Source organism: Aquirufa salirivi (assembly GCF_045310485.1).
Lineage (GTDB): Bacteria > Bacteroidota > Bacteroidia > Cytophagales > Spirosomataceae > Aquirufa > Aquirufa salirivi.
This window is the reverse complement of sequence record NZ_JBEWZH010000008.1, coordinates 44,021-57,817: the sequence shown is the minus strand read 5'-3', so window position 1 is coordinate 57,817 and position 13,797 is coordinate 44,021. Positions and strand designations below refer to the sequence as shown.

Sequence of the window (13,797 nt, the reverse complement as noted above, 5' to 3'; positions counted from 1 at the left end):
CTTATTTATTCAATAATTTATTCATTCTAATTAATAAAATAGCCGGACTAACAGGTTTGGCAATGAATTCATTAGCGCCAATTCTAAAAGAATCTAATTCTGTTTGTTCTACCGTAGATGAAGTAAATATGATGATTGGAGTTTCTGAATGTAAAGTATTCCGGACATATTCCGTTAATTCCAAACCACTAACACCAGGCATGTTGATATCCGTTAATATGATATCATAGACCTGATTTTGTAGGGATTCAAGAGCATCTTTCCCATTACTAAATGGGCTAACTTGAAAACCTTGCTTCTTTAAGAAGAAAGATAGCGAAGTTCTCAATATTTCATTGTCTTCAGCGAGTAAAACGTTCATTTGATAAAATTTATAAGTCTAGGACACGATTAAAATCTTGTTTTCCAGACTTTTGTATGAGGTAGATTAGCGTAATTATTTTAATGACAAGATAACGGACTGTATATATGTTTGGAAATCTTGAAAGCTTTCAGGTAATTTTGGATCCATGGTTTCATGGCTTGATTGATGTTCGGCGGTTTCTAAAAATGCTATTCCTTTCGACAATTGGAACATGGCTAAGGAAGATTTCATGTGATGTGCGGATTTCTTTATTTGCTCTTGATTTTTAGTTTGAATGGCCTGATTAAGTACGGCTAAATCTTCAGGCACATTTTTAATAAAAAGTTCCACCATCTCATGTTTAAAGTCCTGATCACCGCCAGACAATTCATCTAAATAAGTAAAATCAATCGCCATTATTTTGCCTTCCTTAGGAACCTCAGAGCTTGTTTTGTCTGATTGTGTTTTAAGTAGATTCCTTTTTTTTATGACATCTTGGATAGCATCCAACAATTCAAATTGCTTAAATGGTTTAGCCACATAAGCATTCATCCCAATATCAAAACATTTTTGTTGCTCACCTACTAATGAATGAGCAGTCATAGCAATGATCGGAATATTCATGTTCAGCTCATTGCGTATCATAATGGTGGTTTGATAGCCATCTTGAACAGGCATTTGTAAATCCATCAAAATGAGGTCATATTCTTTCTTTTTTAGCATTTCTATGCCTAAATGTCCATTGGCAGCTACATCAATTTCAAAACCAAAATTTTGAACGACCGTTTTAGCCAGTCGCTGGTTCAATTCATTGTCTTCACATAAGAGAATAGACAATTTCCCAAGTTCATTTTTTACTTGATTGTTTTCATTGATTATTTCTTTATTTTCCTGCAAGTTTTTCTTGAATTCCAAGCTAAAGAAAAATTCTGAGCCTTGACCTAACTTACTTTTTACTTCTAATTTCCCATGCTGAAGTTCTACCATTTGCTTGGCAATATTCAAACCTAATCCCGTTCCTCCAAACTTCCTAGTGGTGCTTTCTTCTGCTTGTCTAAATCTTTCGAAAATACTTTCGAGTTTGTCCTGAGCTATGCCTATTCCGGTATCTTTAACTGAAAAACGGAGTGTAACAGTGGAATCTGTTTCAGCCGTTTTTTTGACAGAAATAACGACTTCCCCCTCTTCGGTGAATTTTATCGCATTTCCCGCTAAATTCATCAAAATTTGGTTAATTCGGACTTTGTCACCGATGATTGAATCAGGGATTTCTGCATCCAATAATAAGCTAAAGTCCAAATGGTTTTTTTGTGCTTTTACTTTGAGTAATTCATACACATGCTTAAGTGTATTTTTTAAATGGAAAGGATGCTCCTCAATATGCAATTGTCCAGAATCTATTTTTGATAAATCAAGGATTTCATTGATGATCACTAATAAATTATCGCCTGCAGTTTGGATATGCTCTACGTATTCTTTTTGTTCAGTGGATAATTCACTTTGTGTCAGAAGTTCGGTGAAACCAATGACTGCATTTAAGGGAGTTCTGATTTCATGACTCATATTGGCCAAGAAACTATCTTTGGCAAACACGGCTTGTTCAGCCAAGGTTTTGGCCTGGATTAACTCATTTTCCACTTGTTTTTTCAGTGTATAATCTTCTGATACGCCCAAATAACCTAAGATTCCCCCATTGACATGGCGAATACAGGTCACACTTAACCATACAGGAATGCGCTTCCCTGATTTAGAAATATATGTCCACTCGTTGGCATCAGCTACACCTTGGCTTCTCGCTTTATAGACAAAAGTGTCAAAACTAGTTTTAAGATCAATGCCCAGTTCCAAGCTTAAGTCTTTGGTACGTTTTTTAATTTCTTCTGGATCATGAAATAGGGCAGGAGTGGACTTTCCAATGAGTTCAGCACCCTTGTACTCCAATAAATTCAAGGCTGCTTGATTGATGTTTTGAATGATACCTTGGGTATCAGTAAAAATAACACCCAATCCTACACCATAGAAAATAGCTTTTTGAGTAGCCAGTAAATTGGAAATATTATTGTCTTTTTCCTTTTTTTCAGTAATGTCAGATTCAATGGCAATGTAATTGATGATGTCCCCATAATCATTGAAAATGGGACTTATAAATACATCTACCCAATATTTTCTACCTGATTTACTGATATTTTGAATCTCACCTCTATAAGGCTTTAATTGATTGAGAGCTTCTCGGATAGCTCGACGAGTTTCTACACTGGTTTCCGAAAACTGAACAAGTTCTGCCGGTTTTTTACCCAGTGATTCTTCAAAAGTATAGCCTGATATTTTTTCAAATGGTTCATTGACCCATTGAATTCTTTGCGTTTTGTCTGTGATGACCACCATGTTGTCAGTTGCGCGGGCAACAAAGGAAAGTCGTTTGTTTTCCTCTTCCCTTGCTTTGATTTCCGTAATATCCCTGGCTGTGGCAAATAATAAACCAGACTCTTTGTTGGGTGAGGCATTCCAACTTAAGATTCGGTGACCACCGGATTTACAAGTAAACCTTGCCTCAAAATTGATCACATCCTTTCCTTCTGCTAAGCTAGATATGACTTTTTGAGTCGGAAGTACATCCTCGGCTACAATGAAATCATAGAATGGCTTGCTCATGAGCTCTTCGTTTGAAAAACCAAGAATCTCTGAAAAACTTGGACTTATGCGTTCAAAATATCCATTCACATTGGCAATGCACAGTAAGTCTTTCGACAAATCAAAATACTGTTTTAGTTGATCTTCACCCTGTTTTTGGCGGGTGATATCGCTTTTGATGGCTAGAAATTTACTGGCTTTCCCTTCTTCATCAAATATGGGAACGATGGTTAAATCTGCCCAAAATAAGGAGCCGTCTTTGGCTTTGTTTTTTATTTCTCCTTTCCAAATGGATCCATTTTGAATGGTTTTCCACATATCGGCAAAATAGTCAGACTTATGGTAACCTGAATTTAAGATACGGTTATGCTGACCAATCAATTCTTCTTTACTGAATTTGGTAACTTTACATGTGGTCTCATTGACAAATTTGATAATCCCATGCTCATCAGTGATGATGATACAAGAGGTTTGATCCAAGGCAAGTTTATAGGAGTTGAGTTCTTTTGTCAATACTTCCAAGGCGTCTTTGGCCAAAGAAGCAATCTCATTTTTTAATTGGATGTTTTTTTGTCGAAGTTCTAATTGATTGATGACTTGTTTAGAAAGCGTATGTAAGGATTTTTTTTGTTCATCTGTTAATTGCCTAGGTACATGATCCAATACGCATATGGAACCTATGGCGTATCCATCAGGGTTGAGCAAAGGTGCACCTGCATAAAAGCGGATTTCATCTTGTCCGGTAACAAAGGGATTATCTATAAAGCGCTCATCTTGAAGTGTATTTTGAACTTCAAATATCGAATCACCCATGATTGTGTACTGGCAAAAGGATATATCTCGACTAGTCTCTTCTTTTGAAATACCAATTTTGGATTTGAACCATTGTCTTTCTTTGTCAATTAAGGAAATCAAAGCAATGGGTACTTGACAAATAGACGAGGCCAATTGTGTCAGGTCATCAAATTCTTCTTCTGAAATGGTATCAAGAATATTATATTGTAATAATGCTCTTAATCTATCCTCCTCATTATGAGGAACAGGTAAAACATTAGCTTGCATAGGTTATCGAGTAGAGAAGATTTACCTCCAGAGCAAAAGCTAGAAAATGCACCCAATTATTCCTTGCGCAACGGGAGGTAATGGTATGATACATGAATTTATGAAACACAGTGAACAGTGACCTAAATTAGCCATTTTTAATGAAAATCTAAGTTCTAAAGGCTATATAATTTCTATATTTTACGTGTAATTAGCTTTTATTTTATCGAGTTAAATTCTACAGAATTGATGTGGAATAGGGATGTTGTTATACCGTGATTTTTTGCGAAATCAATTGCGAGAAAAAATGTAAACCACAGCCAACAACCCCATAGCTAAGGTGAGCAGTCACCAATAATGTATAATATCCATCGCTGGTAGTTTGACCAAATAATTGATAAGGCGCCACTATGAGATAAGCTGAAATCAATAGATTTACGCATACCATAGCAAAGATCCACATGCGGTATTTTTTGTATTGTTCAGGTTGCCAAATAGCCTTGGCTATTCCTTCCGTGGCATATAACATGATCCAAAATAGGACCAAACTCAACATCAAAATTTTTACTAGTTTGTTATTCATGGTATCTAAAATTTATTCCTTTTTGCTTTTTGATACCCAAATTTCGAATAGTAATTCGCCAAAACTTGGCGATTATCAAACAATTTGTTAGCTTGTCGTGTAATCAATGCTACAAGCTTCATTTTACATGCTAAATTCCTTCTAATCCCTAATAACTCCTTTTTTCGCTTCGTTTATCACCTTTCGGTTGTGCTGACTGGACGGTATTTTTTATCTAAAATCTACATTCTAATAACTAAAAATGAATCCCTATTTAAAAGCTTAATCCCAACGAAAGATTGGAACGCAGCTTGAGCGAAGCGGTAGGCGGAAAGGAAATTGTAAATGATGAATTATAAATGTTTGAATGACGTTAATCATTTTATCAATTTTGGGATTCTACATTCTTCATTCTACAATGACTATGCTAAACCCCCAAGACCGACTCAGGGAAATCAACAATTTATTTTTAAGGAAGACTTTTCAAGTGAATTATCGCAGGGTAGAGCAATATTTATCTGAGCAATTTGATATTCTCAGTTATTCTGAGCGTAGTTTTAGTCGGGATATCAATACCTTAAAGGAATTATTAAAAGAACGATATCCTAGTTTAGAAGACGAGCAGGGGGAATTGATTCGGTTTTCAAGGTCAAGTTTAAGTTTTTACTACGTTCGACAAGACATTTCTGCTTTTCCCAGTTTTTCCGAAAAGGAATTGAATCAGATTGCTTCTATGATTGATTTAAATCAGCATTTATTTACGGATGGAGTAGGGAAGGGAATTGTCAATAAGTTGAGGGCCATTATTTTAGAAAATAATTTGTCGAATTACCATGAAATCCATGCTTGGCCAAGTATTCAATTGATTAAGGATGGAGAAAGAGCAGGTTCAGATCATATTAAACCTATCTTAGAAGCAATTGCAGCGAAAAATTGTTTAGTTTTTTCATATCAAAGCTTATCCAAATCAGCTCGTCATAAAACCTACCTGGGTATACCTCTAATGATTAAGGAGTACAATAATGGCTGGTATACAGGTTGGTTTGTGCTCATTCAAGAAGTGAATGAACATGAACGATTGGTAAAAACGGACATCAATTCACTTCGCTTGTTTGCCTTGGATCGAATGGGAAATCTACAGGCGGTAAATTCGAAATTTCAAGTCCGTTTTGCGCCTGATTTTTATCCTCCAGATTATTTTAAAAATATGTTGGGGATACTTCGAAATAATCTGACTAATCCAGAAATTAAGGCAGAAAAAGTTAGCGTTTGCTTGAATGCCGATAATTGGTTGTTGGAATATTTGACAAAATATCCCTTACATCCATCCCAGCAGATTGATGTAAGGGATAATTCCAATAAGACAATTTTTACTTGGTACATCGAGATTAATGTGGAATTAGAGAGTTTTTTAATGAGGTATGCACAAGATTTAGAGGTGATCGCCCCTGATTTTCTGAGGAATCGAATAAAGGATAAACTGGAAATGGCACTATCTCAATACCAATAAAACCCTAGCATACTTGGGATAAACATGCTAGGGATTTGTCTTACATTTTATCAGGTGTAATAGGCATAGGAACCGTGTTTTTTACAGGTTTCAAGCTCTTTAAGTACTGAAACATGGCGTGGGCATCTTCGTCTTTTAAGTTTACGAAATTGAACCAAGGCATAGGAGGTAATAGCATACGTTCATGTTCAAGACCTTTGTATTTTCCTTTGGTGAGTGCCATTTTAAATTGATCTTCTGTCCAGTTACCAATTCCGGTTTCATCCGGAGTCAAGTTGGCCGCAAAGGATACTCCCCAAGGACCAGCCGCTGCGGTTAAATCCGGGTAAAGTTGGGCAAAACCTTGTTTGATGAGTGGACTATCAAATTTAACGATGGGTCTATCAGAAGGATAGCCAGAAAGCAATAATTCCGGAATGATTTCAGGCCCTTTGGGGCCCATCTTTTTGGGTGAATGGCAGTCGTTGCAGCCCATGGTAGTAACTAAGTATTCACCGCGTTGGATGATTTCTTTTTCGGAATTAACCGACACAGCGGGTATTTCGGTTTTGTTTTCTTGGGAGTTGCAGGAGGAAAGTGTGAATGCTAAGCCGAACCCTAGCATAGCCCAAACGCTTATTTTTGAGTGATTCATGGTTTTTAGGTTGATTTTGGAACAGAAAAATTTCAGTTTTTCTAAATTTTTGATTCAAGGAAGATCAGCTGATTACTGTGCAATGTTAATCGGAATTTTAGAAAATCACAATTTCCAATTCTGTCAAAGGAAGAAGGGGCGGATTAATGGCGGAAAATAAATTGGGAAGAATGATTCAGAGGTATTGTTCTAGTGTCATTCTGGCATGTTAGTTAGATTAGATATGATTTCTTGGAATTACACCATTTTTGTAAGTATATAAAAATTAAAAAAGTGAAGGCGGAAACCAACACTATTTTCTATTTATACAAGTTTCTAGGTGGGGCTTTGAGCCTTTAAATATCCTTTTTGTAGTATTAATATTGGGTAAAATTTCAGATACGATTTTATGGTTTACTAAAATATTTAAAGTATATATTTAATAGCCACTTATTTTGAGGGTATATCTTTAATTCTTCTTGTATTTGTGCCAATATTTTTTTGTTAGACGCTATTTTATCGAATTGACTCTCTTCTAAATAATGTAACCAATCTAAATTAATTTCTTGTTCTTCAATAAATTCATCAGTATGAATTAAGAAATTTAAAAATGAATTATGTTCAATTAATTGTTTAATCGGTTCATCATTCAATAAATTGTCTTCAACTATTATTGTACTGAAGCATTTTATATTAAAATATTCTTTTGAACTTTTTGAGCTTGAATTAAAGTATTCCTTCATTTTATCTATGAATAGCTTCTTATATAAATTGGTGAATGGTAATTTAAACCCATGTATAAATCTGAATTTTTCCAAATTAAAATTTTCATTTAATTCCTCTCTAATTCTCTCTTCAAATATGTTTTGATTAGATTTTGAAATATTATTGAATAATAAACATTGCAGATAAAAATTATCATCCTTTAAAAAGAATTCTTTGGCTGATAATTTGTTTAATATATCCTCATTTTCTAATAAAAATTGTAAGACGCTACTTTCATTATTCTTGATTAATAGATGAATAAGTTTGGTTGGTAATCGATTACCAGTGCTTCTTAAAATACATTCTTTAATTAGGTTTTGTTGATTTTTGATGTCAATATTTTTTATTTTGCGACTCGTAAAGTAAACTAATGCCTTCTCTAATAAGTGCAAATTAATATGCTTTTCATCAATGATTTTTTCAATTAAATGATTATTGAATTCGCAATCTGAGTCAATTTTTGAAAGTATAACTAATAAATTTTCAACAACTCCATATATTTTAAGGTTCAAAATTTTATTTTCTGAAATTGGTAATTCCAAAGATTCTATCGAATTGAATGCCATGGAATGTAGATATTTCAAACCTTTTTCCTCTAAATTTAATTTTTTAATATCTTTTTCACTAAATAGGTTTATTAGGAAATCTACCTTTACATCAAATAATATTATTAAAATATGAAAGGGAAGAAGGTGATTTAATTTAGAAGTGTTAGACCAAAAGTCAGAATTATTTTCAGGAATATTATTACTAATAATAAATCCTTCAAAAGCTTTTTTGTATATTAAAATATGTTCTTTGAAATGTTCAGATGCTATATAATTATTGTTTGTAAAGTTCCACAGATTAAAAGTTTTGTCTAATAAATTCTCTACATTCGAGTCTAAAGAAAAGCCATCATTTATTGCAATTTGATAAGATTTATTAATGTTGTTAGTCAATTCATCAATTGAATTAATAATACCTATCACAAAACTATTATTGTATATTTCTTCAATAATAGTGTACACATTTTTTTGATTCTTTTTGATTCGATATAAAATATCATCAAGGTCTATATTATTGCTTTCATTTAAAATTTCTTTAGCAATATTGATATCTTTATTTGAATAGAAAGTTTCGTTTATCAGTAGATTTGAAATGTTTTTAATATTATTTTGGCAAATAAAATAATGTATATATTGCCCTCCTTTCCAATACTTTTGGGCTAATTCTCTAAATTTATTATGAGCTTCAAAATAATTTCCAGTTTTATAAAGTAAGAATGGTAATTCTAAATCATCGACTGTTACTTTATCTTTTGTAATTGATCTTAAATTTTCGATATAGATTAATAAGTCCTTAAAATTTAAATTATAATATAAGTCTAATCCATATGTTTTATTATCTTTCTCCCAATTTGATAATTTTATCGATTTATTTATTGCTTCATCTTTATGGTTAATTTCTAATATGCCATTTAGTTTTGCGAATTTTATAATAGCTCTATATTTTTTTGAATAATTTTTTAAGAAAATTCTTTTAGCAATTATGCTTTTTGATAATTCATTTCGTAAAGTCGAAATTTTTTTCTGAGGTTTAAATTTTAAAGAAAAATTAAAAAAGGGCTGATTTAGTTCAATTTTGAATGGTTTTAATTTTGAAATTTCTACCCCCCCAATTACTCTTAATTCATTAAAATTGTTTTGTATTAAATCGTATAAATAATCTATAATTGAATTTTCTTCATAATCATTTTTTGAAAAATTAAATTCTGAAATATAATTTATTAATGTATATAATTTTTTACCATCATTTTCATTCAGCTTACTTATATCCAATTTATTGCTTACTGAATTAGAATAAATTTCATTTTCTATTATGTCAGGGTAATCAATTATTTTTACACCTCTTTTTTTATAATAGTCTTTTGATATGAAATCTGTTTTTCCCGTATTCAATAGATAAGTTAATTGGAAATCATCTTTGAGTAAATTTTTTACACTATTTGTAATGATCTTAAGATTATAATCATTAAATGAAAATCCTATAAAAAGTATAAGCTTGGAAGCAAATAATGATTTTACATATGATTCAATGAGTGGAAAATTTATACTATAATTTAAATAATCATCTTCCGTTAGAACAATGTTACCAATATTTAAATCACCATGCATTTTAATTAAGTGCTTATTATATGATGCAAAAGGTAGATCATTATCTTTGTTAATGACATAATATTGAAGATTTTTAAATAAAATTGCTTGTTCTAATAAATCATCATAATTTGTCGTAACAATATGAGCTGGTTTTAACTTAAAAATAACTTCATGGATTGGATTGAATGTTGCTTTACCATTTTTTAATTCAAGTCTGATTTTATCTAAATATTCTTTTTGTCCTCTATGATTTTTGTATAATTGAGCAATTTTCAGAAAGTCTTCTCCTGAATTCTTAATGCTTTCTGGTAATTCATTTACTAATTTTGCAATTAAATCCTTCCAGCTAGGAATTCCAGAATTAATTGATACTCCAGCTCCAATAAAGATCACAAGTTGATCATTTTCACTAGCTTCTAGAATTCTTTTTATGTCTGCTTTAAATTCTTGGTTCATAGGTATTGATAAAGAAAATTTTCTAATATGAAGATTAGTTGTTTTAAAGCTGATTACTTATTAAATGTATTTGACAAACTTGAATTTTTAAAAGATTTGCTTTGTATAAATTTTCAAAACGTATGTTTATGTTCTCTTTCAAATCAAATTAATTTTTAAAGTTTCTTTGTGCCTATCAAAGAATGATCATTGATTCAAGTTTAAATTGGAAGCATTAGCATCTATATAATTATCATTCATCGCTTCATTGATGATAGCTGTGCCGTAAAAATGTTTTATTTCATTGATTTCATGCTCATTTCCTCTTTCAAAGATGCGTTGAATAATAGCTTTGTATTGTTTCTTCCAATCTATTTGATTGATATCGGTATCCCAAAATAATGATTTGCGGAGAATAGATAGATTAGGAGTGTTTTGCTTTAGCTTTTTCTTCTCTTCCTGGATATCATAATAAGTTTGTAGTAGAGCTAACGTGCCTTCTTCTAATCCTAGTTTTGATTCAATTTTTAAAGCAATGCCGGTATTTAAATTTCTTTTGCCTTTAGTAATGGCATTGAGTGTTTGCGGATGTTCACCAATGGAAAGGGCGAAAGGGCGCTGCAATAGGGCTCTTTTTTTTAATTCCCGCTCCAAAATAATTCCGGGATGGATACCTTTAAATTTTTCAATGTAAGTGTTCATAAAGTAAATGTAAACAAATTTGTTTACATTTTGTGGTATACTTACGACAACATGGAATGATTTTCAAGATGCTCTTTTAGGGAAAAATGCAGAATAATGGATTCAATTAATCCTCAAATTTGTGAGAAAATTTGAGATACATAGGCATTGGAATATGGTCTTGTATAAGTGTAATCTTTATTCTCTTATTAGAAGGCTATTAATAGGCTAATTCATTTTCCATGGTATTTCTTTTTTTTAAAAAAAAGAAACAAAAAAACGCCTTACTGCTCGTTAATCCAAGACGAATCCGCAAGCGGACCGATTTTCACTTCGCTCTCGGCTATTTTCTTTGACGCTGACGCACATCGCCTCTGCGCATTGTCAAAGCTCCGCCTACCGCTTCGTTCAAATCTTTCGTTGGGATTAACGGGGACGCCCAGTCGGGGACGCCCAGTCGGGGACGCCCAGTCGGGGACGCCTAGTCGCGGAATGCAATTCCAATGACCTACGAATTACAATAAAAAAGCCCAACATTTCTGTTGAGCTTTTAAGAGCCTCCTATAGGGACGACGCGGAATGCAATTCCAATGACCTACGAATTACAACAAAAAAGCCCCACATGTCTGTTGAGCTTTCAAGAGCCTCCTATCGGGTACGGGGACGCCTAGTCGCGGAATGCAATTTCAATGACCTACGAATTACAATAAAAAAGCCCAACATTTCTGTTGAGCTTTTAAGAGCCTCCTATAGGGACGACGCGGAATGCAATTCCAATGACCTACGAATTACAACAAAAAAGCCCAACATGTCTGTTGAGCTTTCAAGAGCCTCTTATCGGGACGACGCGGAATGCAATTTCAATGACCTACGAATTACAATAAAAAAGCCCAACATTTCTGTTGAGCTTTTAAGAGCCTCCTATCGGGTACGGGGACGCCCAGTCGCGGAATGCAATTCCAATGACCTACGATTACAACAAAAAAGCCCAACATTTCTGTTGAGCTTTTAAGAGCCTCCTATCGGGATCGAACCAATGACCTACTGATTACAAGTCAGTTGCTCTACCAGCTGAGCTAAGGAGGCTTGAATTGGGTATGCAAAAGTAAGCATCTAGGCTTAAATTGACAAGTGTTGCCCCAAAAAAAACGTATTATTTTTTAATCTTTTTTCAGTTTTTCCAATTCCTTTTGTGCCTGCTCAATCTTCTTTTCTACCTCAGCACGTAATTTATCCGCACCTTTCGATTTGGCAAAAAACTCTAAGTTATTGGTTAACACGGCTATATCATTTTCCAGCGCTTGGATCTTCTTACGGTTGTCGCCCGAGTGTACTCGACGCTCCTCAGATCCTCCACCTGTCTCCGCAGGCAATGATTTTAACTCAAATCCCCAAGCCGCTAATTGCTCCTTCGGTTGAGTTCTAGCCAAATCAATGACCGCATTCCATGTATTGCGAAATTTCTCCTGAATCTCTTTGACATTTTTGCGCGGAACAAAACCAATGGCATCCCAAGCTTCTTTCTTCGCTTTTAAATTAGCTAATAAGCTTGGATCCTTCAAAGTCGCTTCTAAATCAGATAAGAGGGCTTGTTTTGCCAGTAAATTCGCATCAAATTCCTCATCCTGTGCTCCTTTACCTTTACTGCGTTTTAAATTGAAATAAGCATCACAGGCGGCTTTAAATTTGGCATAGACCTGATCCTTTTGTTTTTCAGGTACATGGCCTATTTCTTTCCACTTCTTCTGTAATTCAATCACTTGTTGAGTGATTTCTTGCGTTTCTGTTCCTACCGCAACGATTCCTTCCACTTGTTCAATCAACAAAAGTTTAGCCGCTAAATTGGCTTTTCTTTCCGCATCTATTTTGGCAAAAAACTCACTTTTATGCTTGAAGAATAATTTCAAGTCGGACCAGAACTGATGACTCACTTCTTTGCCTCCTTCTCTAGGCAAACCACCTTTCAACTTACCCCATTGCTCTTGTAAGGCTAATACAGCCTTGGAGGCCTGATTCCATTCAGCAATACTGCCCGACTGGAAGGTGGCATGGTGGTGCATTAAATCGGCTAATTCTTTTTTAATCTTTAAATTTTCTTCATAAACAGCTTTTTGAGTTTCATTGACTTGTCTTTTTTGTTCAAATAAAACATCCAATGATTTTTTAACTCGTTGCCACAATGCTTCATTCTCATCACGATGTGCAGGTCCAATATGCTTGTATTCTTCAAACAATTCTTCTGCATCCTTCATTAATTTTTGCAAAGGAGCATTTTGTTTCACCAGTTCGGCTAGACTTTCTAACTTCACCGCAATGGTTTCTTTTGCTTGTAAATTCTTTTTGCGGTCTAGTTCCAGCAATTCAAAGAAGATACTACGGTTACTATAAAAACGATCCACTAAAGCATGATAACTCTGCCATAGCGTTTGATTCATAGGTCCTTGAACCGAACCTAAAGTCTTCCATTCGTCTTGGATTTTTTTGAATGCCTTAAAACTGGCATTGACATGTGCTGGATCAGAATTATCATCCGCATCAACTAAGGTGCGTAATTCATTGATCAAACGTGTTTTACCCTCCAAAGCTTTCTCCCGAACTTTTTCTAATTGTTGGAAAAAGTCTTGTTTGGTCTTTTTAATAGTATGAATAGCTGAATCTATCTCTTGAGCCAAACTATCTCCTTTATAAGTAAAGCCTTCTTCGGATCCTTCATTAGCAGCTTTGAAACTATCCAATGCAGCTTGTCGCTCTGCTTGTTTGATGTGATCCCAAGATTCCTTGGCTTCTTTAATTAATTCATCTACTTTTTTATAAACCGCAGGACCTGCATGAAGCTGTACCAAATCTTTTAGTTTCCCAAAAAAGCGATGTAAATGCTCTTTTGAATGTCCGTCCTCCAAAAGTGGATATTCCAAGGTTTTGTCATCCGTACTTAACATGGCTTCAACTGGACTACTTAATTCAATCTCTGCACTGCTTTCTATCACTTTTTCTGTTTCTTCCACAGGAGAAACAGGTGTAGGAGGGATTGCTTCTACAGAAATAGCTTCAGCTTTTGGGGTCTCTTCGGTCATCATA

At 33.9% G+C, this 13,797-nt stretch carries 8 protein-coding genes and 1 tRNA gene; 1 reads left to right on the top strand and 8 read right to left on the bottom strand.

All coding sequences use genetic code 11. From position 1 onward, the window contains the following. Position 1 precedes the first annotated feature (1 nt). From U0R11_RS11190 to U0R11_RS11180, 3 genes are all read right to left on the bottom strand, one after another. Positions 2-361: a response regulator gene (locus U0R11_RS11190; protein ID WP_406751767.1), complete on the bottom strand. Its 360-nt coding sequence runs from the start codon at positions 359-361 to the stop codon at positions 2-4. 75 nt (positions 362-436) lie between these two features. Further along, positions 437-4,036, bottom strand: coding sequence for a PAS domain S-box protein (locus tag U0R11_RS11185; RefSeq protein WP_406751766.1), 3,600 nt, complete (start codon positions 4,034-4,036; stop codon positions 437-439). A gap of 247 nt (positions 4,037-4,283) precedes the next feature. Further along, positions 4,284-4,598, bottom strand: a complete 315-nt coding sequence (locus tag U0R11_RS11180) for a hypothetical protein (protein ID WP_406751765.1) — start codon at positions 4,596-4,598, stop codon at positions 4,284-4,286. Positions 4,599-5,001: 403 nt separating this feature from the next. Here U0R11_RS11180 and U0R11_RS11175 point away from each other — a divergent pair, with 403 nt between their 5' ends. After that, a complete protein-coding gene (locus U0R11_RS11175) occupies positions 5,002-6,087 on the top strand; it encodes a helix-turn-helix transcriptional regulator (RefSeq protein WP_406751764.1) in 1,086 nt (361 codons plus the stop codon). Positions 6,088-6,127: 40 nt separating this feature from the next. Here U0R11_RS11175 and U0R11_RS11170 read toward each other — a convergent pair whose 3' ends face one another. The 5 genes from U0R11_RS11170 to U0R11_RS11150 form a co-directional block, all read right to left on the bottom strand. After that, positions 6,128-6,721, bottom strand: a complete 594-nt coding sequence (locus U0R11_RS11170; RefSeq protein WP_406751763.1) for a c-type cytochrome — start codon at positions 6,719-6,721, stop codon at positions 6,128-6,130. 386 nt (positions 6,722-7,107) lie between these two features. Then, the gene (locus U0R11_RS11165) at positions 7,108-10,059 is read right to left on the bottom strand and encodes an SIR2 family protein (protein WP_406751762.1); all 2,952 of its coding nucleotides are present in this window, start codon (positions 10,057-10,059) and stop codon (positions 7,108-7,110) included. A gap of 186 nt (positions 10,060-10,245) precedes the next feature. After that, the gene (locus tag U0R11_RS11160) at positions 10,246-10,740 is read right to left on the bottom strand and encodes a helix-turn-helix transcriptional regulator (protein WP_406751761.1); all 495 of its coding nucleotides are present in this window, start codon (positions 10,738-10,740) and stop codon (positions 10,246-10,248) included. Between the two features lie 992 nt (positions 10,741-11,732). Beyond that, a tRNA-Thr gene (locus tag U0R11_RS11155) sits at positions 11,733-11,805 on the bottom strand. A gap of 74 nt (positions 11,806-11,879) precedes the next feature. Continuing rightward, positions 11,880-13,796 carry a DUF349 domain-containing protein gene (locus U0R11_RS11150; RefSeq protein ID WP_406751760.1) on the bottom strand — a complete coding sequence of 639 codons (1,917 nt, stop codon included), beginning with the start codon at positions 13,794-13,796 and terminating at the stop codon, positions 11,880-11,882. Position 13,797: the final 1 nt, after the last annotated feature.